This is a genomic window from Fructilactobacillus carniphilus, assembly GCF_024029675.1.
GTDB lineage: Bacteria > Bacillota > Bacilli > Lactobacillales > Lactobacillaceae > Fructilactobacillus > Fructilactobacillus carniphilus.
Genome location: NZ_CP097121.1, coordinates 1,146,978 through 1,168,565 on the forward strand (window position 1 = coordinate 1,146,978; position 21,588 = coordinate 1,168,565).

At 44.3% G+C, this 21,588-nt stretch carries 19 protein-coding genes; 12 read left to right on the forward strand and 7 right to left on the reverse strand.

Annotated elements, in window-relative coordinates:
* Positions 1-15: 15 nt before the first annotated feature.
* Both guaB and guaA read left to right on the forward strand, forming a co-directional pair.
* A complete protein-coding gene (gene guaB, locus M3M37_RS05790) occupies positions 16-1,152 on the forward strand; it encodes an IMP dehydrogenase (protein ID WP_252794869.1) in 1,137 nt (378 codons plus the stop codon).
* A 10-nt stretch (positions 1,153-1,162) separates the two neighbouring features.
* Positions 1,163-2,716, forward strand: coding sequence for a glutamine-hydrolyzing GMP synthase (guaA, locus tag M3M37_RS05795; RefSeq protein WP_252794871.1), 1,554 nt, complete (start codon positions 1,163-1,165; stop codon positions 2,714-2,716).
* A 288-nt stretch (positions 2,717-3,004) separates the two neighbouring features.
* On the opposite strand, the gene M3M37_RS05800 is transcribed toward guaA, so the two are convergent.
* Positions 3,005-3,355: a hypothetical protein gene (locus tag M3M37_RS05800; protein ID WP_252794873.1), complete on the reverse strand. Its 351-nt coding sequence runs from the start codon at positions 3,353-3,355 to the stop codon at positions 3,005-3,007.
* Between the two features lie 128 nt (positions 3,356-3,483).
* A complete protein-coding gene (locus tag M3M37_RS05805; RefSeq protein WP_252794875.1) occupies positions 3,484-3,639 on the reverse strand; it encodes a helix-turn-helix domain-containing protein in 156 nt (51 codons plus the stop codon).
* Positions 3,640-3,790: 151 nt separating this feature from the next.
* On the opposite strand from M3M37_RS05805, the gene M3M37_RS05810 reads away from it, so the two are divergent.
* From M3M37_RS05810 to M3M37_RS05845, 8 genes are all read left to right on the forward strand, one after another.
* Complete coding sequence (locus tag M3M37_RS05810; protein ID WP_252794876.1) at positions 3,791-4,156, forward strand: hypothetical protein; 366 nt, start codon at positions 3,791-3,793, stop codon at positions 4,154-4,156.
* A gap of 185 nt (positions 4,157-4,341) precedes the next feature.
* On the forward strand, positions 4,342-4,998 hold the full coding sequence (locus M3M37_RS05815) for a hypothetical protein (protein ID WP_252794878.1): 657 nt from the start codon (positions 4,342-4,344) through the stop codon (positions 4,996-4,998).
* 189 nt (positions 4,999-5,187) lie between these two features.
* Positions 5,188-7,317, forward strand: coding sequence for a Na+/H+ antiporter (locus tag M3M37_RS05820; protein WP_252794879.1), 2,130 nt, complete (start codon positions 5,188-5,190; stop codon positions 7,315-7,317).
* A 236-nt stretch (positions 7,318-7,553) separates the two neighbouring features.
* Positions 7,554-8,252, forward strand: a complete 699-nt coding sequence (locus M3M37_RS05825; RefSeq protein WP_252794881.1) for a WxL domain-containing protein — start codon at positions 7,554-7,556, stop codon at positions 8,250-8,252.
* A gap of 94 nt (positions 8,253-8,346) precedes the next feature.
* Positions 8,347-9,375 carry a DUF916 domain-containing protein gene (locus M3M37_RS05830; RefSeq protein WP_252794882.1) on the forward strand — a complete coding sequence of 343 codons (1,029 nt, stop codon included), beginning with the start codon at positions 8,347-8,349 and terminating at the stop codon, positions 9,373-9,375.
* Between the two features lie 12 nt (positions 9,376-9,387).
* A complete protein-coding gene (locus M3M37_RS05835; protein WP_252794883.1) occupies positions 9,388-9,786 on the forward strand; it encodes a hypothetical protein in 399 nt (132 codons plus the stop codon).
* On the forward strand, positions 9,776-10,633 hold the full coding sequence (locus tag M3M37_RS05840) for a WxL protein peptidoglycan domain-containing protein (protein ID WP_252794884.1): 858 nt from the start codon (positions 9,776-9,778) through the stop codon (positions 10,631-10,633). Before M3M37_RS05835 ends, M3M37_RS05840 begins: the two co-directional genes overlap by 11 nt.
* 182 nt (positions 10,634-10,815) lie before the next feature.
* Positions 10,816-13,398, forward strand: a complete 2,583-nt coding sequence (locus tag M3M37_RS05845) for a lectin-like domain-containing protein (protein WP_252794885.1) — start codon at positions 10,816-10,818, stop codon at positions 13,396-13,398.
* Positions 13,399-13,463: 65 nt separating this feature from the next.
* On the opposite strand, the gene M3M37_RS05850 is transcribed toward M3M37_RS05845, so the two are convergent.
* Complete coding sequence (locus M3M37_RS05850) at positions 13,464-14,288, reverse strand: methylenetetrahydrofolate reductase (protein WP_252794886.1); 825 nt, start codon at positions 14,286-14,288, stop codon at positions 13,464-13,466.
* A gap of 33 nt (positions 14,289-14,321) precedes the next feature.
* On the reverse strand, positions 14,322-15,227 hold the full coding sequence (locus M3M37_RS05855; protein WP_252794887.1) for a phosphatase PAP2 family protein: 906 nt from the start codon (positions 15,225-15,227) through the stop codon (positions 14,322-14,324).
* 80 nt (positions 15,228-15,307) lie between these two features.
* Here M3M37_RS05855 and M3M37_RS05860 point away from each other — a divergent pair, with 80 nt between their 5' ends.
* Both M3M37_RS05860 and M3M37_RS05865 read left to right on the forward strand, forming a co-directional pair.
* Positions 15,308-16,147: a glycosyltransferase family 8 protein gene (locus M3M37_RS05860; protein ID WP_252794888.1), complete on the forward strand. Its 840-nt coding sequence runs from the start codon at positions 15,308-15,310 to the stop codon at positions 16,145-16,147.
* A 121-nt stretch (positions 16,148-16,268) separates the two neighbouring features.
* On the forward strand, positions 16,269-16,532 hold the full coding sequence (locus M3M37_RS05865; RefSeq protein WP_252794889.1) for a lipocalin/fatty-acid binding family protein: 264 nt from the start codon (positions 16,269-16,271) through the stop codon (positions 16,530-16,532).
* Positions 16,533-16,580: 48 nt separating this feature from the next.
* Here M3M37_RS05865 and M3M37_RS05870 read toward each other — a convergent pair whose 3' ends face one another.
* Genes M3M37_RS05870 through M3M37_RS05880 form a run of 3 tightly spaced genes read right to left on the reverse strand, consistent with a single transcriptional unit; the run spans position 16,581 to position 21,492 of the window.
* Positions 16,581-17,996 carry a glycoside hydrolase family 32 protein gene (locus M3M37_RS05870; protein ID WP_252794890.1) on the reverse strand — a complete coding sequence of 472 codons (1,416 nt, stop codon included), beginning with the start codon at positions 17,994-17,996 and terminating at the stop codon, positions 16,581-16,583.
* Between the two features lie 38 nt (positions 17,997-18,034).
* On the reverse strand, positions 18,035-20,299 hold the full coding sequence (locus M3M37_RS05875; protein WP_252794891.1) for an ATP-binding cassette domain-containing protein: 2,265 nt from the start codon (positions 20,297-20,299) through the stop codon (positions 18,035-18,037).
* Positions 20,296-21,492 (reverse strand): MDR family MFS transporter, encoded by a 1,197-nt coding sequence (locus M3M37_RS05880; protein ID WP_252794892.1) that lies wholly within the window; start codon positions 21,490-21,492, stop codon positions 20,296-20,298. Before M3M37_RS05880 ends, M3M37_RS05875 begins: the two co-directional genes overlap by 4 nt.
* Positions 21,493-21,588 lie beyond the last annotated feature (96 nt).

Here is a 21,588-nt window from a genome sequence, read left to right on the forward strand (position 1 = left end):
AATTAGGGGGATTATATGAATAATTGGGAAAACAAGTTTGGCCAACACGAAGCACTTACTTACGATGATGTGCTCTTGGTACCGGCAGCTAGTGACGTTCTGCCATACCAGGTCAGCTTAAAAACAAAATTAGGCAAAAACCTTCTTTTAAACATTCCAGTCTTGAGTGCTGCCATGGATACGGTTACCGAATCAGCCATGGGAATTGAAATGGCCCGTCAAGGTGGCCTCGGGGTCATTCATAAAAACATGTCTGCCGCAGATCAAGCGGTCGAAGTGGAAAAGGTCAAAACCGCCGAAGTAACTGGGGAAAATGCTGCTGTGGACGAAAATGGTAACTACCTCGTTGCCGCTGCCGTGGGAATCAATGAAGAATCTTTCGACCGGGCCAAAGCCCTCTTTGAAGCTGGTGCTGACGCCATTGTGTTAGATTCTGCCCACGGCCACTCTAAAGGTGTTTTATCAAAAGTCGCTGAAATCCGGAAACAATTCCCCGACAAGACTTTGATTGCCGGAAACATTGCTACGGCCGCTGGGGCTCGCGCTCTTTTTGAAGCTGGAACAGACGTGGTTAAAGTGGGTATCGGTCCTGGTTCAATTTGTACCACGCGGGTCGTTGCTGGAGTCGGAGTTCCTCAAATTAGCGCTGCTTTTGAATGTGCTGCCGTTGCAAAAGAATACGGGCGCCAAATCATCGTCGACGGTGGGATGCAATACTCTGGTGACATTGCCAAAGCTCTTGTAGCCGGTGGTGACGCCGTGATGCTTGGAAGCATGCTTGCCGGAACGACGGAAGCTCCTGGTAAAATCCTCGAAAGTGCCGATGGCAAACAATTCAAGGTATACCGGGGCATGGGCTCAATTCCAGCCATGGAAAAAGGTTCTTCTGACCGGTACTTCCAAGGTAAAGTTAAATCCGAAAAGAAATTAGTGCCCGAAGGTATCGAAGGTAAAACCGAATACAAAGGGGACGTAGAAACCATTCTGTACCAAATGATGGGTGGTTTACGGGCCGGCATGGGCTACGTTGGTGCCCCAACGATTGCTGCCATGAAGGACGCTCAATTCTGCCGGATTACGAACGCCGGATTACGGGAATCCCACCCCCATGACGTCTTGATCACGAAGAGTGCTCCCAACTACCACAAATAGGAGGATTGGAATGCCAAATCTAGCCAAAAAATATGATTCAGTGGTTGTGTTGGACTTCGGAAGCCAATACAATCAGCTCATCACCCGGCGGATTCGGGAAATGGGCGTTTATTCCGAACTAAAACCACATACCATGTCAGCTGAAGAGATTAAAAAGATGGATCCCAAAGCCATCATCTTTTCTGGTGGTCCCAACAGTGTTAACGGTCCGAACGCCCTCGGAGTTGACCCTGAAATCTTTAATTTAGGCCTCCCAATTCTGGGAATTTGTTACGGAATGCAACTGATGGCCCACGATCTGCCCGGTGGCGAAACCGTTACCGCTGAAAACAGTGAATACGGTCAAGCTGACATCGACGTCACGGACCACAATTCCGAGTTCTTCAAGGATATGAACGAAAAACAACGCGTGCTCATGAGTCACGGGGACTTCGTTACCAAGGTTCCCGATGGCTTTGCTGCGACCGCTACCAGTGCTAATTGTCCTATCTCAGCCATGGCTGATCCCGAACGAGGCTTTTACGCCGTTCAGTTCCACCCCGAAGTAAACTTGACGGCTCAAGGTCGGGAAATGTTGCGCCACTTTGTCTTTGACATTGCTGGTGCCGAAGCTAACTGGTCGATGGACGACTTTATTGAAGATGAGATTCAAACCATCAAGGAAACCGTAGGCGACAAGCGGGTCTTACTCGGGTTATCCGGTGGAGTTGATTCTTCAGTGGTATCAGTGCTATTGCACCGTGCCATTGGCGACCAACTAATTCCGGTGTTCGTGGACCACGGTCTGTTGCGGAAAAACGAAGCCGAACAAGTGCTCAAATCATTGGGGGAAGACTTTGGCTTAAACATTGATTTTGTAGATGCCAGCGACCACTTCTTGAACAAGCTCAAGGGCGTTACGGATCCCGAAAAGAAACGGAAAATCATCGGAAAAGAGTTCATCGAAACCTTCTCCAACGAAGCCCGCAAGTTTAAGAACGTGGATTTCCTAGCCCAAGGAACGCTCTACACTGATGTGATTGAATCTGGAACTGATACGGCACAAACCATCAAATCCCACCACAACGTGGGTGGATTGCCCGAAGACTTACAATTCAAACTGATTGAGCCTTTAAACAAGCTCTTTAAAGACGAAGTTCGGGAACTCGGGGAAAAACTGGGGATGCCCAGTGAACTAGTTTGGCGCCAACCCTTCCCTGGTCCTGGGTTAGCCATTCGGGTAATTGGTGAAGTGACGCCAGAACGACTCCGGATGGTGCGTGATTCCGATGCCATTTTACGGGACGAATTTGCCAAAGCTGGCTTAAACAAGACCGTTTGGCAATACTTCACTGCCCTTCCCGGCATTCGCAGTGTGGGCGTCATGGGGGACGAACGGACCTATGACGAAGCCGTTACAATCCGAGCCGTCACTTCAGTTGATGGAATGACCGCTGAATTTGCGGAAGTTCCTTGGGAAGTTCTAGGTAAGGTTTCCAAACGAATCGTCGATGATGTTCCGGGCGTTAACCGCGTCCTCTACGACATTACGGGTAAGCCACCTGCAACGATTGAATACGAATAAGAAAAATAGTCACTTGAATGTGTTTGCTTGCATAGTTCAAGTGACTATTTTTGTGTTATATAATGAAATTATCAAAATATCGAAAAACTGATCTTAATCCAGCAGAAGCACTTAAAATCCAAATGGTAATGGGAATTTCCAGCACCCTACTCCTAAACCTAGACAGTAATTACCTAGTAAACGAACAAAAAGACAAAATCAATATCCCTGACCAGAATGTCTATGAATGGGCAAAATAACGGATAGATTAATAACGAACTGAAAAGCAGGCTCCTCAGAGTCTGCTTTTTAGTTATATTTATCTAACATTAACGACACGTGAAAAAGCTGTCGTTTCAAGTTTCGTTGCACTTTAATCTCCGTCAGGTTGGCATTCTCATCCACCATAAAAAGGTGGTTCTGCCACTTTCGGAGCCGGCCGAGTTGAAACTTCTGATTTTGGACCAATACAACCATCTGATTAATTAAATTATCGACCTGTTCAAATTCAGTGAGCAGTAACAAAGATTCGTGCCCAATCTGGGAAGGCCAGCGTTTCATCGTGTAGCGAATTAAATACTTACTGTTAATGTTAACTTGGGACTTTAAAAAGGGAAGATAGCAAATGAGGTTTTCAGGATGATTTAGATTGCTCTTCACCAACGTGATTTTTCAACAATGGCAATTGAAAAACTGGTGTTGGTTATCTCCCTGCTCATAAGCAGGATCAAAACCGGCGTGCCGTAGGAGCGTTTGCTCGTCAATCCGTAACCCACTGGCTAATTTTTTCAAGGTACTGGGATTAATTTCATGCGTAGTCCGCCCATTTTCCAATCGAGAATGTAGGAAGCAGAAACGTCTGCTTGTAAGGCTAGTTGGCGGACGGAATAATTACGTTTCGTCCGTTCCTCTCTTACATACTCACCCAAACGTTCATTTGCCATGAAATCATCCTTCCCTCGATCTCAATTATCAGGTTCTTGCTTAATTTTAATGCACCGTTGAAGAAAATTCATTACAGTTGAAGTTATCTTTCTTTTTTATATTGTTTTTATTTCAACATAAATTTATAATGAATGTGGGAGGGAGGTAAAAATGATTCTAGTTGTTAAAGATTCTCACGATTTCAAAGGAACTATTTCAGTTAACTATCGCTCAATTAGAGTTGATGAATGTAATACCGTATTCTTCGGCTTGATTCCGGCAGGTAAATCTGTCCAAAACATTCCTATTAATAACGTTAGTGGAGTAACGATTAATACCGCTTATAAACTAAGTCGAATGGTTTTAGGAGTTATTGAATTTTTAAATGGAATCATCACCACTCTATCAATTGAAAAAAGTGGTTCCTCATATGATTTAGCAGTCCCCTTCTTCGATAAAAGTAAAATTCAAGAAGCCGCCGATGCGATTAACAAAAATCTTGATACGCATGAAGATAAGGGAGATCTAAACCTCTAACATCAACGTTTGAATTCGACTGATCACAGCAATCCTAAAAAAGATGATGCTGATGATAAGAATATCTCCCAAAAATTAATTAAATACAAAGAATTACTAGATCAAAAAGTAATCACTCAAGAGTAATTCAATAGTTTGAAAAATAAATTATTAAAATAAATCATTATTGATAGTTAGGAATAAAAATGAAAAGTAATTATCGAAAATCATTATTTGCGACAGTAGCTTTTAGTTTATTGCTCATGTTAATCACACCGCTAAACAGTTTTGCAAAGACAAGTAGCTTTAAACAGTCAGAAACTGGAACCTATGTTAACCAGGCAAAGGGAAATTTAGTGGTTAGTTCTAAAGATGCTACTTTGAATTTAAAGCAAAAAAATGAAAATAAAAAATTTGTTTTCAAAATTAAAAGTAATAATAAATCGTCATATGCGCTTATAAAGCAAGATGATAAAACCAAAAAGAAGCATCACTATTATCTTTCATTTAAAGAATCCAAAGCAAATTTTAAAATGGACAAAAAGACCATTAAGTTCGAAAAGCAGTTGTCAAATCAACCAAACAACCAGGCAAGCACCAATAACCAGCATAGCCAAACCACCAGTAATGAATCCCATTCTTCTACAAATGAGAAGACCAACGATAACACTACCCAAAATAGTAATGTTAATTCTAATCCGCAACCGGATAACAACAACGCTGGAAGGATTTATGGTGACCCGTATCAAAAGGATGCCAATGGAGAGACGGCCTACGAAGCATTTCCAAATGCTGGTCAGCCTAATACCTACACATTTATAACTGGTGGCGGTTATTGGGAAACTAGACCGGTAGGATACTAATTTAAATACATGCTTTATAGATAAATGCATACCATCAAAATATCCTTGTGGACTTAAAAATAAATTCCACAAGGATATTTTTATTCATAATCAGAACATCTAGTAGCTCATTTCCCAATAACATTTCATAAACCCGCCCACCTCCGGTATAATTGAATTATTAATTACTTTTATATAGGAGGACTCGCGATGACCATTTTAGAAGCCGTGCTCATTTTACTCGGTCTAGTTTTAATTTCCAACGTTGCCAGCCACTACATCACGATTGTTCCCGTCAGTTTGATTCAAATCGCGCTCGGGGTAGGGATGGCCTTAATTTTCAACTTCAAAATTGACTTAGATACCACTTGGTTCCTCTTGCTGTTTATCGCGCCGTTGCTGTTTAACGACGGACGTGATTTCCCGAAAAAGGAACTCTGGGAGCTTCGGGGACCGATCTTTGAAAATGCCATTTGGCTGGTCTTTTTGACCACGATTGTTGGTGGTTTTCTCGTTAACTGGTTAATTCCCTCAATGCCATTGGCTGTTTGTTTTGCCCTGATTGCCATTCTGTCACCGACCGATCCAGTGGCAGTACAATCAATCTCCAAACGAGTTAACTTACCCAAAAGCATCCTTCACTTGGTCAGTGGTGAAAGCCTTATCAACGATGCCAGCGGTTTGATTGCCTTCAAATATGCAATTGCAGCCGTGGTAACCGGCTATTTTTCCATCTACAAAGCAGCCGGGGACTTCATCTACATGTCGCTGATGGGACTTTTCATTGGGTGGTTCCTGATGCAAATTCTCCTCTGGATTCGCAATAAACTCGATAGTATCAACTTTCACGATGCCATCTTTAGCGTCGTGCTCCAGATTCTAACCCCCTTTTTAATCTACGTCGTAGCCGAAGAATATCTTCACGCATCTGGGGTAATCGCAGTTGTTACCGCCGGGATTCTCGACCACCTACAAAGCAAGCGAGACGCCGGTCAAACGCCCGAAATTACGCTGCTTACCAATCGAACCTGGGACATCATCGTCTACTGTCTAAACGGAGTGGTCTTCCTGATTCTCGGAATCGAACTTCCGATTGCCATGCGCAGCGTAATTAAAGGGAATAAATACGGAACTTTACAATCAATCGGCTATGCCTTCTTAATCTGGTTAATGATCTTGATTATTCGAGTCGTGTGGATTCTTGGTTACCAGTCTTTCTCCTACTACGTCACCAAAAAAGAAAAGAAGAAGCCCCAGTTTAAAATTGGACTCTTAGCTGGACTGTCTGGAGTTCGGGGCGCCATCACCATGGCCGGGGTGCTCTCTGTTCCCGCTATAATTGACACCGGAGCACCATTCCCTGACCGAGCGTTAATGCTCTTTATTGCAGCGGGGGTGATCGTGATCAGTTTGATTGCCGCTTCGATTACCCTGCCCTTGATTGCTCCCGGGCAAGGTACCATCGAAACCCGAGCCTCTAGCATCAGAGATGATGAACCAGAAGACGACAATGAGGAAGAAAACGAGAAACAAAATAGTTCTTACGTCGGTTACGGTGTGGCCAAACTGTACATGATGAACTCGGCAATTGCCTATCTGGAATCCAACAAAACGGAATCAAACCAGCGGGCCGTATTTGACATCATCATGGACTACGAAGCGTCAATTAGAAAACAACAACGGCGTTTCCACGATCGACCCGAAGTGACCAAGAATCTCAATGAAACCATTGCGCTCCGGCGGGTCGCCCTCAAGGGTCAACGCAACGCAATTGAGCAGCTTTACGAACAAAAACTCATCGGTCCTGACGCTTACTGGATTGCTTCCCGGCATTTGAATCAGCTTGAATACCGCTTAACCCAGATAACGGGTACCAAGCAAACCCGATTAAAAATTCAACACTTTAGCCTCTGGACCCGGTTTCTTCGGCTCGTTAAATTCTGGCAGTGGAATCAGGGTGAGAGTCAAAAGACGAAGGATGATCTCCGCTTAATCCAACGAGTTAGCTCACAGGGAGCCATCAAAGCCATTAATCAATTCTTGGATCGTGACGATATTAACCGCAAGGACTTCTCAGCGCAAAACGTCCACTTCCTGTTGGTTTACTACCAAAATCAGATTCAGGAAGCCAAATTCTTCGGGGATACCGAACAGGAAGAACAAAAGTACAATCGTCAGGTTCTCGAGTTAAAAACGCAGGCGTTAGAGGCCGAACGGAAAGCAATTGAAACATTGATTGATAACGGTCACATTTCCCGGAACATGGGCTTACATTTACGGCAAAACGTGAACTACGAAGAAACGATTTTACTCAATGACTACAAAAAGGAAGAAGATTAAAAATGAGCTTCTAGACGGAAGGTTTCAAATTATCATAAATATCCCTATTTATTCCAGTTGAAAATAGCAATACGTTTATTTTGATAACTTTATCAACCTTTGTAAATTTTAATTTTTTCTTTCATTTTGCAGTTTATAGGTTATAATGGAACTGTACTATTAGATTTGCATTGCTTCAGTGCATTTTTAATATTCAAAGTTACACATTTCTAAAATATTTTAGGGGGTCTTCAATTATGAAGAAGAATAAACTTATCATTGGCGGAGTTGCTTCATTCGCCGCTGTACTTGGTTTAGCCGTTGCTGCACCTGCTGCACATGCCGCACCTGACAACAGCGCTTTACCACTTAACACCAGCACTACTCAAAATGATACAACTGGTAGCGTTGCTGCAACTTCAAATGCTCATGTAGCTGTTCAAAATGGTTTCTTGACTTTGAACCAAGTTCCTGATTTGAACTTCATGCCTACTAGCATGTCTAACTCAAACCAAACTCAAGGCTTGATGAACAACAACACTGGTAACCAACAAAGCCAAATTTCTGTTACCGATAGCCGTGGTGCTGATGGTAAAGATACAACCGCTCAAAATGGTTGGAGATTAGATGCTCAATTGGGTCAATTTACCAAAGAAAATAGTTCAGCCGCTACTACTTCTCCATGGACTATTAACTTGAAGAACACTGGTTATTCAAACAGTAAAGGAACTCGTGTTTCTGTGAACCCAGATGCACAAATCACTTCAAATGGTGGTAGTTCTAACGTTATTACTGCTGCCGCAAACCAAGGTCTTGGTACTACTACAATCGACTACAGCAAACCAGGTTCACGGATTGCTAGTTTAGATGTTCCTGCTAACACCGATACTGGTGCATACGATGCCCCTATCACTTGGACATTAAGCGCCGGAACATCTGCAAACCCTACTAAATAAGGGTTTCATGTTTCCATAGTTAAAAAAAGGGAACCACTTATTTTGTAATGAGTGTTTCCCTTTTTTACTAAATAAATAGAAGTAGAGGAAGATTATGATTTCAAAGCATCACAAGTTAAAATTATTATTGGGAGTCGCTTTCTTTTCCTTCCTGTTTACATTGTTAGCTCCAGTTGTCCATGCTACTCCCGGACCTGGGGTAGCGGTTAAACCAAATTATCCAGCAACCGAAATTGAAAGAGGAGGTTCATTCTTCTTCAAAACCAAGCCGGGTGAACCGCAAACCATTACAATGGACGTTGCAAATTTGGCTAATTATTCGCAAACTTTAAGGATTGAACCAACCACTGCCTACACTTCCAAGGATGGTGCGATTACCTATAACCCTGGAAAAGTTCCTCATGATAAAACGCTAAAGTATAAAATGCGCGATTTGATTAAGGAAAAGAAACAAGTTATTACAGTTGGTGCCAATAAAACCAAACAAGTTAGCTTCACCGTTGTTCCACCTAAAAAAGACTATAAAGGGATTATTCTCGGTGCGTTATACGTTAAAACCGAAAATAAAAACGACAACGTTAACGCTAACAACATCAACATTAATAACAAGATGGCTTTAGTAATGCCGGTCATGATTAAGTCCCAAGATAAAAAAGTTAATCCTAAGTTAACCGCTCTTAGCATCAAACCTAACAAGAGTGGCTCTCAAACCATCATTAACACTAAGTTGGCTAACGAGCGCCCAACTACGATTCAAGGATTACAAATTAAGGACCGAATCTACCGGAAGGGTAATCCTAAGAAAACTTTGTCTAAGAATAAATTATATCAACTGAGCATGGCTCCTAATTCCAATTTTCAAACACGGAATGACTTTGGAAAAAATGCCCTACTGCCTGGAACATATCACTTGAGTTTACGTGCTCATGATGAAAATGGTAATCACTGGAAAATTGAAAAGGACTTTACGGTTTCAATCAAGGATTCAGTAATTTACAACAATAACAACTGGTGGTGGATTGCTCTTCTGATTGCCCTTCTATTAATCATTCTGCTTTTGCTGTACTTAATTTACAGACAAAAGAAGAAGCAAAAGGAACTCCTTCAAGACCAAGAAAAATAGGTAGGTGATTAGATGAAGCTTGATAAACAAAAGGCGCTCTTATTTGCTGTTTTAGGACTTGCTTTAATTGCCATCATTTTTGGGACGAGTAGTATTTATGCTGATAATCAAACCAATAACAATTCAGCTAAAAGTACAGCAGCAGTTAGCGTTGGCAAAAAAAATAACAACGAAAAACCTAAGCAAGAAAAGAAGCCTGACAAAACAAAGGAACAACCTAAAAAAGAAACTCCTGCTCCCATGGCTAGTGTAAAGCCAGCTCCCGTAACGGAACTTCCACAGACAGGACAGTTCCTCCACATTGGAGTAACTGCCACTGGAATTATGGTGCTCTTTTTAGTTGTTTTAATTGTGCTTAACAGCCAATTCCAAACTAAGCTTCAAAAATTGGCCAAGAGCCATGAGAACTAAAACTTGGTTTACGCTAGCCTTAGTGTGCATAACAACGATCGTTACGGTAAGCTTGCCGAGTTTTAGTCATGCCCAGTCTGTTCCTAGTGACTTTTCCGTGACGCCACAATTGGGAGGCTTACCACTCCAAAAAGGTGCTGGCTACTTTGCTCTCCGGTCCAAGGATCATACGACCTACAAACTACCTTTGTTGGTCACGAATGATAGCAATCAACAACTACATGTGACGACCCGGCTCAACAATGCCGTGACGTCCCCTAATGGTACGATCAACTATCAAGATTCATCGGCCCAACCGCGTGGCAAGCAAAGTCTCACTAATAAAGTAATTGGCAAGCGGACCAAGCACGTTACCGTTGCCCCCCATTCGAATCAGGTTGTTACCTACCAGATTAATTCAGGGAATCAGGGACGGGGAATTACGTTAGGAGGCATTACTGCCACCGCACCAGTTGGTCAGACTAACCACGTTCAAAATGATGTGACCTTTGTAACTGGTGTATCCTTAAACGCTCAGAAAAATCAACCAAATTTACAGCAGCTACGCCTGACTAAAGTTGAAGTTGCTCCCCTAGCAACCTCCGCAACGGTCGTTGCTAGGATTAGCAATAACCATCCCCAATTGTTGCAACATCTACGGGGAAAGATAACGCTAGAACAAGGTTCTAAAATTATCAGCTCTAAACGTTTAACCAACGTTAACATTGCTCCCAATTCAAGGGTGAAATTTGATTTGCCCCCGAAAAAGGTTGCGACTGGTAATTATCAGGTAGTGGTCAAGCTTCAGGGTCATGGTCAAAATCTGAACGTCCACCGTAACATATCAATTAAACAAGCTTTAAATTAAAGTCATGAGCCTTTAATATCATTCAAAGAAAGGAGGTCAACACCATTAAAAAGTTAAAAAAATTGCTAGCAAGTGGGGCGCTCGGTTTAATTACCATGGGAGGTTTGCTCTCAGGAGTAGCCCCAGCTGCGCATGCTAGTAATGATCTCAACATCCCAGCTCCGCCTGAATCAGGTCCTAGTATGAGTAATTTTACGTACAAAGGAAATCCACCTGCTGCACTTGATTATCCTAATGCCCAAGTAGTTACTGATTATTCCAAAGGCCAATCCCGTGGATTATGGTGGAAAAATCAAGTTGATTTATCGAGACAGTTTACTCTGAAGTTCTATATCTACATTGCTTCCGATGATCCGGAAAATGCAGCCGATGGTTTAACCTTTACGTTGCAAAACGATCAGAATCAAATTTCCACCGACAAAAAGGGATCTGTTGCTACGGGAACTAACGGTGAATCATTAGGTGCCTACGGTAATTTCCGTAATTTTAGTGAATATTATCCTGACTTAAATGGCGCTAAATCTGCTTATGATTCCTCTAAGCAAATAATTAGAAATGCTATGTCGTTAGAATTTGACCCATACTACAACGGAGATTATAGTGATGCTTATCAGATTGAAAAGAATTCGGCTGCAAAGTCGCATTTAGCATTTACGCTTCCTGATAAAAACCACATTAACGTCCACAAGTTTGGTAGTGGCTATTTCACAGGAATTAATCACTATGGTAGTGGAAGCCAGTGGTACCAAAACCAACCTAGCGGCAGCAATTCTCTTAATCCGTTCCCTAATGCCAACGATAATTATGGAGCTGTTCCAGCTCCTAGTATGGTGGGAAATACCAAGAGTTCTGGAATTGATAAACCACGTTGGGAACCAGTTGTTTATACTTGGAACCCCGATAAAAGTGGAACTACCGGAAGTGCTACTGCAACGTTTGGTTACTCTGACTCCAGTAAAAATACCAATAACTTTCAACAGTTGAAACTTTCTTCTCCAACCATTAACATCGCCGATACCTTTGGCCCTGAGAAAAAAGCTTACTGGGGAATGACTGGTTCGACTGGTGATAACTACATGATTAGTGCTATTTCAGCTTCTGATATCCCTGGGACTCCAGGAGTTAGTAAAACAGCTGCTGATTTAACCAAGTTAGGTCAACAAGGTCTCCGAATTAGTAAAAAGGACGGTGGAACTGTTGTACCAAAGACTGATGAAACTGGATTGCTTCCGGATGATCATTCTTTAACTACCGAAGAACTAATGCATGCCTTATCATTTGACTCGCAATTTACCGGAGACGATGGTAACAAATACCCTGTCTTCCGGAATATTATTGATAAAGCGGACGTTGGAGATATTCTTCTTTATCGGTCTGATATCTATAACTACTACGATAGTATTTATAATCCTAAGGATCCCGATTTAGGAAATCATTGGTTAGATGTTCATGTAACTGATGACTTGCCTAAACAATTGCGGTTATTGGACGGAAGTGAGGACGTAAACCTCTACTACCCTGATATCCCACCAATTAAGAAGGATGCTGAAAAACCGACTCCACAATCACACGGCTTCAAAGCAGCATTGATTTCCGATCAACTGGATTCAGGGCAACAAGCTGTAGTTAATACGGTGAAAGCTTCTGGCTCTAACTTCGCAGATAAAACACCAATTGAATCTAGTGATGTGAAAGTAATCCCGAGTCATCGTCCACCTGGTAGACCATCGATCTACATTAATAATCAGATGCAAAACGTGACCCAAAATATGCAAGATTGGTCTGACCAATTGTATAACGTTCGAGATTACGATAACATCAACTATCGGATTCCACTGTATAACTTTAGTCAAGTTCCGTTAATCAATGGTCAATACACCTTCTACTTACCAAGTCTCAAGGATAACAATCCAAATAACTTGAAACTCCAGTTTGAGGGTCAGGATATTCCTTATGATTCAACGGACAAATCTAACGGTCTGCATTACACCATAAGTGATGATAATCTCACCCAGAATGATGGATCGACTTACAAGAACTGTAAGAAGATTGTGATTAAAGGTTTGCCAACTCTCGACGCTTACTCGACCAAGAACATCACGGCTAACGTGAACCTCGGTGAAAATCAAGGGAAGTACTTCTCAAGTACGCCGAAATTAACTGGGCAATCGCAAGGTGGGGATCAGACTTCCACGTATTATGGTAAAGAAGAAATTTATAACCTAAATGCTGGAAATCTAAAAATTGCTCCGATGAGTTTTGAATACGGAACGCATGCTTTCTTTACCCCTAACTCAGATATGCTTCCCCTTGATACTTACACCTTTGACGAATCCGGTAACCCGGTTCTGACCACGCCTCGAATCAATCCTAAGCTTGGTTACCAGGCTCTTTCCATTAAGGATACCCGGCAAAAAGCTGAACGAAAAGAATACTCAATTAGTCTGTCACAGGCTAAAGACAACAGCCAAAGTGTGGCAGGTCAACTAAGTAACGCTGACGTCATCGGAACCAAAGATTCGCCGTTCCAGTTAGTTTACTTCGATGGTAAAGGAGATAAGCATCCCCTCACCCCTGGAAATAACGACAATGTGAACGTTTATTCCTCTGGTGATAATTTACCAGATCTAAAGAGTGTGGATTGGAATAGTCGCAACGGTTTGAAGTTAAATGTACGTAAAGCTCCTGATGCTCCGCAAAGTGGGCAAAAGAGCGACTACGGTGCTACTTTAAACTGGACCGTGAACTCCACAGAAACTCCTTAGTTCAATCCTATAAACATGAAAAGGGACCCTCGAGCAACTGCCCGAGGGTCCCTTTTTTGTTGGGTTTATTTAATTGTTTTCCAAATGGTTTGTAATAGTTGCACGTCGTTAAAAGTATAAATTTGAACGCCTACACCCACTCGTTGCAAGCTGTAAATTTGTTCCAGAGCCACCTGAATTCCAATGGCTCGTAACTCTGATTCCGTCTGGGCTACTGCTAATCGATTTTTAAGCTCCATCGGTAAAGGATGTCCCAGCATGATTTCAGCCTGCTGAATTCGGGTTTGACTCGTCAACGGTAATACCCCCACTACCACAGGAACTCGGATATCAGCAATATGAATGCGGTCTAACCACCTGAAAATAGTTGGTACATCAAAACAAAATTGAGTAAACAACTCCGTGGCTCCAGCCTGGACCTTAGCCCGTAAATAAAAAAGTTCCGTTCCCCAACTATCCGATTCCGGATGACGCTCAGGATAGGCCGCAGCAGCAATTTTCAATTGACTGTGTTGCTTAATGTACCGGATTAAGTTAGTTGCGTGCGGAAAATAGCCCGTGGGTCGTTGGTGGTGGTTTACATCACCACGTAAGGCGAGCACCCGTTTAACTCCTAATCGCGTTAATTCATGCAGTTCCTGGGTTATTGCAGTGGGAGTTTTGTACAACCCGGTGAGATGGGGAAGCACCTGCAGCTGGTTTCGTTCCAGTTGTTGAATCAAATCATATGGTTTTCCTGGATTATCTTTTCCACCGGCACTCCATGTAACCGAGACAAAGTCAGGACGGATGGTGGTTCCTATTCCACTAGCTTCGATAAACCGTTGATTAGCAAGCGATGTTGTTGCTGGCGAAATTTCAATCCCAAGTGGTGATGTCATCATAGCCATCCCTTCCTCTAATTCTCTTTATTCCCAACCGAATCATTTTCGTAAAATCGGATCCGTCTGCTTTAATAAGTATTTTTTCAGCCAGATCTGCATGCTGAAAATGATTAAAGCCGTAATAAAGAACGAAAACGTCACGTCCGATAAGAAATGCGCTCCGATTACCAAGCGACTCAGTGCAATCAAAATACTATCCAACAGTCCCAGACGCCACAACCACCGGTGCCAGCGGCCGCGACCAAACCACGAAAAGACAAGTGCCAACGTCGCTGCCATCGTGTGTCCGGAGGGAAATGAATAGTGACCGTTATTTCCATTGATGTGATACCAACTGGTAAAATCCTGGAGGTGCTGTTGCACCTCGTAAGGCCGGTACCGACCCCAGATTGTTTTTAAAGTAACGTTTACCGTCAGTGCTAAAAATACCGTTCCACTGGCAAAGATGGCGATAGTTAAGAGCTGGTGCAAGCGAAAATCAGACTGTCGGTGTAGCCACCACTGGCAAACGAACGTGATGATTCCGTACAAAAACAGCCCCGTAATGACCAAACTCCAACCGTGCTCATGCGATTGCAGTTGCGTATGCGTCCCAACCGCTAGACCCTGTTGCACGTTTTGTTGCGCTTTGAAAAAGTACGAACTACTTTCTCGCCCAAAATGTTGCAGTTGACTAACAGACAAAGTCAGTCCCACTGCAAATTCCAGTAAAGCCAGCCAGCGTCGTGGTTGTCGCAATGCACTTCCAATTGCAACCTCCCCACTTAGAATTAACACCAAGTACAAGGGAAATGAACCAATGGTTTGGCCCACGGTGGCTCCATAACTATGATAATTAGTGATGGTTTGACTCAACTGCAGATCAAATCTAGTAGCGAATCCCATTAATCCAATAAACAGCAGGATGGCGCAGAATAACATCCAGTATTGTTGTTGTTTTGACATGTTTTTCTCCTCTAAGTGATGGTCAAGCTCACCATAAATTAATATAATTAAAGTAATCTAAATATCAAAGGAGTCCCGCTATGACTAGTACAGAACCCATTGAGATTTTGGTTACCAGTAACCAAAACTACATTGATCCGCTTAAAGTAATGCTTTATTCACTCCGGCTGAATAATCAGAAGGCTGCCTTTCGAGTCTGGTTGTTACAATCAGACATTAGCGCAGAAACCAATGCTAATTTGTTAAACTACGCTGGTCGCTTAAACTTAGACTTAAACGTCATTAAAATGGACGAACGGGTGAACTTACCCAAGTCCTTTTTAAGCGTCTATGACTACCCGCAGGAAATGTACTTCCGCCTGCTCTGTGCTGATTCATTACCCAATGATCTTCACAAGGTTCTATACCTAGATCCTGATTTGCTGGTAGTTAATGATATCATGCCCCTCTGGGAAACTAACTTAGACGGCAAAATGTTTGCAGCCGCTGTCCACAAGGGATTAACCGACATCATGCGTTCCATCAATAACCTTCGCTTAGGAACCGACGGCGGGTACTACAACTCGGGAGTTATGCTGATGGATCTCGATCAGATGCGACAAAAAATTAAAGTTAAGGATATCGTGGAGACGGTTGAAAAGTATCATGATTACCTAGTTTTGCCTGATCAAGATATTCTCAACTACCTCTATAGCAATGATACCAAGGAAATCTCTGAAGATCTTTGGAACTTTGATGCCCGTAAATCACTGATGTACCTCACCCGCAGTGGTGGTAAAGAAAATCTGGACTGGATCATGAAGCACACCAGGATTATCCACTTCTGCGGAAAACCCAAACCATGGCAAGCCGACAGTAATTCCCCATATACCGCCCTGTGGCTCAACTACCAACAAATTGTCACTAACCATTTTAACTAACATTTTAAGCAGTCCCAATTCATGCTTGGGCTGCTTTTTTATTTCATGCTATAATGAGGCCACTAGGGAGTGGTTCCCTAGTCGGATATTTGAAAATTGAATCAGAAAGGATGAGGAGTTTATGCGTAATGATGAACCTGTCTATCGAAGTGTGAGCGTTGGCATGGTGAAAGTGGCAATCAAAAACGATGGCAATCAGATTATTGCTAATGTAATTGGTAATAATGTAATTGCGATTGATGACAAAGTGAGCCGCGCCACCGTAACCGGTCCAGATCGAGCTGGCTATTACGGAATTGGTGATTACGTCTACTTTACCACCGATAAGCGCAAGAAACACACAGCAATTCTCGCAGAAGTGATTAAGCAACGGTGGGTCAACTAATCCTTTCGGATGCAAAAAACGTCTTGAGCATAATGCTCAAGGCGTTTTTTAGTGGAGTTGATAACCAGTGAGTTGCACCGTCACTGGTGCATCCGCTGCGAGCGTTACTTCTGGTGCGGTAAGTGGATAAAAGCGTTCGCTAAAGGCCGCGGCACCGTGGTTAACAAAGATTTCCACCGAACTAGTATCGGTCCAGATTTGCAGATCTAATTCAGCTTGGGGTCGAACTTGAGCAAACCGTTGCGCATCTTGCCCCGCCCTGGTAACCACCACCTCATGCTGGGCTTTGTGATAGGTAATTTGCAATCGTTGGTCACCCGCTTGGAATTGCAGGGTTAGTTGTGATACCGGCCAACTGGCTAACTTGGTCTGCAAGTGCAGTTCGAGATGCTGCGCATCGGGCACTGCCAGGTTACGTTCCGTGCCATGCCATTCTTCATCAATCACTTGCTGCGTCCGTAACTGGGTTACTTCAGCAACCGGTAGCATGCATAGTTGACCGGCGCACCAAGTTAATTCCCGTGGGAGCGTCATCGCACCGGCCCAACCATCGGCTTGTTCGGGGAACTCCGCTTCCCACATGTCCATCCAGCCAACTACAATCCGGCGTCCGTCCGGGGCTAACATCGTTTGGGTCGCATAAAAATCGTGCCCATGATCTAGCTCCTGCAGGTTACCGTGCTGATAATCGAGCGTCTGAAAATCAAATTGACCGACTAAATAACTGGTCTGGTAGAGGTTTAAATTTTCTTTCTCCGTTGCCGCGATTCCTTGTGGCGACAATAGCAACACGTCCTGACCGTTAAGCCGGAAGAAATCAGGACACTCCCACATAAAGCCGGATTCACTAGCAGTCGAAGCTGCGGTGATCACTCCTTGATATTCCCAATCGACTAAATTAGTGGATTGATAGAGCAGGGCTCGTCCCGTCTGCGTAGTTGCAAGCTGACTTCCCAACACTAGATAGTACTGGCCGTCTCTTTCAAAGACCTTGGGATCCCGGAAATGCTGGCTATTATCAGCTGGTGGCGTTTCAATGACCGGATTCGTGGCTAATTTATAGAAATGAATCCCATCATCACTGACCGCCACGTTTTGGGTTTGCCAAAAATCATCTGGTTTGCTTTCATCCGGAACGTGATGACCCGTGTAAACGAGAAACAACCGGTTATCTTTAACGATTGCGCTCCCCGAAAAACAACCGGACTCATCAGCTTCACTATCCGGAGCAAGTGCCGGTGGCAAGGTTTCCCAGTGAAGCAGATCCTGACTACGGGCGTGCCCCCAATGCATTGGTCCCCATTCTACTCCGTACGGATGGTACTGGTAAAACAGATGGTAGTAACCCTGAAAGTAGACGAAGCCGTTCGGGTCGTTCATCCAACCCTGGGGTGGCATCAGATGGTAGTGTAGGCGAAACCGGTCGTTTGTAACGGCGGGCATCCGCTGTTGCTCAAGTTTCATGTGCTTTCCTCCGTGATGAGTTAAAATCGTCTATCTGCTTAATCCGTTTTTAAATACTCCGTCAGTGCCTTCCCCGTCACTGAAGTCGGCGTCGTCATTGCTCCTGCCGGAATCCCGCTATAGAGAACCTGACCGCCGTAAATCCCGGCCCCCGGACCAATGTCAATCAGCCAATCGGCCTGACTAATCACATCTAAATTGTGTTCCACCAGGATTAGGCTATTTCCAGCTGCAACTAAGCGGTGAAACAGCTCAACTAGTTGGGCAGTATCTTTGAGATGCAGGCCCGCCGTCGGTTCATCGAGAAAGTAGGTCTGCCCGTTTTCACCGAGCGTTTGGGCTAACCGGAGCCGTTGCAGTTCTCCTCCCGAAACCGTCGTCAAAGATTGATCCAGACCGAGATAGCCGAGTCCGACCTCTTGGAGCCGTTTTAGTGGAGTTGCTAAGTCGGGTTCCGCGGCAAAGAAATCCACCGCTTCGTCCACGGATAACGCTAGCACGGCCGCAATATCCTTACCATGGTACTGATATTGTAAAGCTTCCTGGCTATACCGCTTACCACCACACAGTTCACAAACCTGTTTGACCGGGTCCATAAACGCCATGTCGGTAATCGTGATTCCTTTCCCCTTACACCGTGGGCAAGCGCCCTTCCCGTTGTAACTAAAGAGTTGGGTTGAAACCTTGTTAGTTTTCCCAAATAAACGTCGAATCGGGTTCAATAAGTTTAGATACGTCACTGGCGTCGAACGAATGCTAATTCCAGCTGCTTGCTGGGTTAAATCAACGTAGTTACCGTTTAGCTTCCGTTTTAAGGCCAGGGCCAGCGAACTCTTTCCCGAACCAGCCACTCCCGACAGCACGGTCATGATTTCCATTGGTACTTTGACGCTAACGTCTTGCAGGTTGTGCAGCTGAACGTGTTCTAAGGACACAAACTCGTGCGGTTCGTGGGGCGTAGCCAGCTGGTGCGGTTTACGCAACCATTCTCCGGTTAGAGTGTTAGAGGCCCGTAGTTCCGGATAAGTTCCCGTAAAGGTGATTTTACCGCCGGCAGCTCCGGCTTGCGGTCCGACTTCCACGACGTGATCGGCAATCGTAAACAAGGCCGGATTGTGGTCGACCACAAAGATGGTATTGCCCTTATCCTTCAGCTTTAGCAAGGCTTTTTTAATCAGTTGAATGTCGTGCGGATGGAGTCCGACGCTGGGTTCATCAAACACGTACAGCAGGTCTGACAGTGAATTCGTGAGGTGCTTGGCAATCTTAATCCGCTGCACTTCACCCCCAGAAAGCGTGCTGGTGGTTCGGTCCAAGGTCAAATAACCGAGACCAATCTCAATCAACGGGTTAATTTTGGTGGTTAAACTCCGGATGATTTCGTCACCTAAGTTGTTTTTAATTCCCCGTAAAAATTCCAGAAATTGGACCAGGTTCATCTTGGTTGCTTTCGCAATGTTCACGTCGTTAATGGTGACACTCAGCGCCTGGTGGTTTAACCGATCGCCCCGACAGACCGGGCATTCCCGTTGGGTGACGACCTCGTTAATCGCCGCCTGATGGTGTTTTCCTTCCGAGCTGTGCAGAATCGAGCGAACAATCCGGGGCACCACCCCTTCGTAGTCTGCACTCTTAAAGGAAGCGGGAGAGTTAGGAAACGGCTGCTTGGGAGCGTGCATTAATAGTTCATATTCGGCCGGGGTGTAATCCTTAATCGGTTTATCGTTATCGAATAACCCTGAATCTCCGTAACGACGCCACCGCCAACTACCCGGACGGAAGCTGACGAAGGTAATGGCCCCTTCGTTCAACGATTTCTCCAGATCAATCAGCTTGCTTTCGTCCACGTCATCCACGTAGCCGAGTCCCTGACAGTTGGGACACATTCCCTGAGGCAGGTTAAACGAAAAGACTTCCGAATAACCCACAAAGTGGTCTCCGATCCGAGAGTACAGCAACCGAAGTAGCGAGTAGATTCCGGTATAGGTGGCCAAGGTCGAGCGAGCGTTTCCCGTCAGTTGTTTTTGTTCAATCGCAATCGCTACCGGCAGGTTCTCAATCTCACCGACCTCTGGCTGTCCGTACTTAGGTAGATACTGCTGGGTAAAACTCGGGAAGGTTTCGTTCAGTTCCCGCCGTGACTGCGCTGCCACCGTGTCAAAAACTAACGAGGATTTTCCAGATCCTGATTCTCCTAGAAAAACGGTGATTTCGTGTTTGAGTAATTGAATATTAACGTGCTTTAAGTTATTTTGGTGTGCATCTTTAACAATTATTTCGGTTGCCACCTGTTGTTTCTTCATGCTTTCCTCCGTGATGATGTCGTCGTATGGTTATAAAATAACACGACCGCCAACGCGATTAAAATGGAGAGGCCGGCCAACGCAAACAGAATGGAATAGTTCAGCCATTCGACCATCAGACCACCAAACAAGGGGCCGACTGCCCGGCCAAAGGACATGAAGACGTTGAACATCCCCTGGTACTGCCCCTTAGAGCGCGGATCAGCTAAACTGTCAATCCACGCGGGAATGGCGGGAAGTCCGTTCATTTCTCCAATCGTTAGGATAATCATGATGATAATGAACCAGTGATACTGACGCGCCCAAATTAACATGAAAAAGGTCGAAGCAAATAGAGTAACTCCAAACGCAATTTGGGGTACCATCCGAAAGCGCATCCCGATTCGATTGATCAGTGGTTGCCCAATCACAATTAATAACCCGTTAATCGGCCAAATGAAACTGTACTGTTCAAAGGAGATGTGTAGGTCTTGCATATGAACTGGCATGACACTTTCCCACAGGGTGTAACTCAAATAAATAAAAAAGACCATGCCACAAATGAGCCAGATTAACCGCGGATTCGGCTGCGGTGCGGGGCCCATGTCCACCTGAGCATCGGGTTGCTGGTGACGATGGACTTGCACTGGCGGAAACTTCACGTTAAACTCAAGAATCGTCATAATCAATAGAATGACGTAGAAAAACGAAGCAACCGCAAAGACAACTCCAACGCCGTACTTCATTAAGTACCCAACTGCGGCAGTTCCAATTACAACCCCCAGGTTCACGCCGATGTACACTGAGTTAAACACCTGCCGGGTACTTTTACTGCGCACCTTGGCCGCATACGCGTTAAGGATGGTTAAACTGGATCCTTCTCCCAGCCCATACACGAACAACATGATGGCAAACATGGGCCAGCCGTGGGAGAAGATCAGTACCACGACCGCCGCCAGGGCAATGGAGATGCTGATGATGGCAGTTTTGTACGGCGACCACCGGTCAAAGAGCCGGCCACCGAGATAATTTCCCAACACCATGAAACAAGACATGATAAACAGCACCACTCCCGCGACCGTTAAGGACTCGTGGAGCGTGTTGTGCATGTAAACGGTGGTCAACGGCCACATTAAGGCTGCTCCAGAATTAAGAAGTAATGAATAAATTAAGACTGAAGTCAGTCGAATTTCCGAACGAGGCGTTTTCGTCATGCGCAATCCCTCCTAGATAATTAGTCATTTCTTCTATTCTCGCACAAATTCATGGGTTTCAAAAGAAACGGTTCTGGCTTTAAAGCGTGGTAAAAT

Bases quoted from the DNA above. Each gene is read 5' to 3' on its own strand.
- M3M37_RS05865 (WP_252794889.1), top strand. From the start codon at position 16,269: ATGCGTAATGATGAACCTGTCTATCGAAGTGTGAGCGTTGGCATGGTG.
- M3M37_RS05815 (WP_252794878.1), top strand. From the start codon at position 4,342: ATGAAAAGTAATTATCGAAAATCATTATTTGCGACAGTAGCTTTTAGT.
- M3M37_RS05840 (WP_252794884.1), top strand. From the start codon at position 9,776: ATGAGAACTAAAACTTGGTTTACGCTAGCCTTAGTGTGCATAACAACG.
- M3M37_RS05880 (WP_252794892.1), bottom strand. From the start codon at position 21,492: ATGACGAAAACGCCTCGTTCGGAAATTCGACTGACTTCAGTCTTAATT.
- M3M37_RS05870 (WP_252794890.1), bottom strand. From the start codon at position 17,996: ATGAAACTTGAGCAACAGCGGATGCCCGCCGTTACAAACGACCGGTTT.
- M3M37_RS05845 (WP_252794885.1), top strand. From the start codon at position 10,816: ATGAGTAATTTTACGTACAAAGGAAATCCACCTGCTGCACTTGATTAT.
- M3M37_RS05820 (WP_252794879.1), top strand. From the start codon at position 5,188: ATGACCATTTTAGAAGCCGTGCTCATTTTACTCGGTCTAGTTTTAATT.
- M3M37_RS05850 (WP_252794886.1), bottom strand. From the start codon at position 14,288: ATGGCTATGATGACATCACCACTTGGGATTGAAATTTCGCCAGCAACA.
- M3M37_RS05805 (WP_252794875.1), bottom strand. From the start codon at position 3,639: ATGGCAAATGAACGTTTGGGTGAGTATGTAAGAGAGGAACGGACGAAA.
- guaA (WP_252794871.1), top strand. From the start codon at position 1,163: ATGCCAAATCTAGCCAAAAAATATGATTCAGTGGTTGTGTTGGACTTC.
- guaB (WP_252794869.1), top strand. From the start codon at position 16: ATGAATAATTGGGAAAACAAGTTTGGCCAACACGAAGCACTTACTTAC.
- M3M37_RS05810 (WP_252794876.1), top strand. From the start codon at position 3,791: ATGATTCTAGTTGTTAAAGATTCTCACGATTTCAAAGGAACTATTTCA.
- M3M37_RS05825 (WP_252794881.1), top strand. From the start codon at position 7,554: ATGAAGAAGAATAAACTTATCATTGGCGGAGTTGCTTCATTCGCCGCT.
- M3M37_RS05855 (WP_252794887.1), bottom strand. From the start codon at position 15,227: ATGTCAAAACAACAACAATACTGGATGTTATTCTGCGCCATCCTGCTG.
- M3M37_RS05830 (WP_252794882.1), top strand. From the start codon at position 8,347: ATGATTTCAAAGCATCACAAGTTAAAATTATTATTGGGAGTCGCTTTC.
- M3M37_RS05835 (WP_252794883.1), top strand. From the start codon at position 9,388: ATGAAGCTTGATAAACAAAAGGCGCTCTTATTTGCTGTTTTAGGACTT.
- M3M37_RS05860 (WP_252794888.1), top strand. From the start codon at position 15,308: ATGACTAGTACAGAACCCATTGAGATTTTGGTTACCAGTAACCAAAAC.
- M3M37_RS05875 (WP_252794891.1), bottom strand. From the start codon at position 20,299: ATGAAGAAACAACAGGTGGCAACCGAAATAATTGTTAAAGATGCACAC.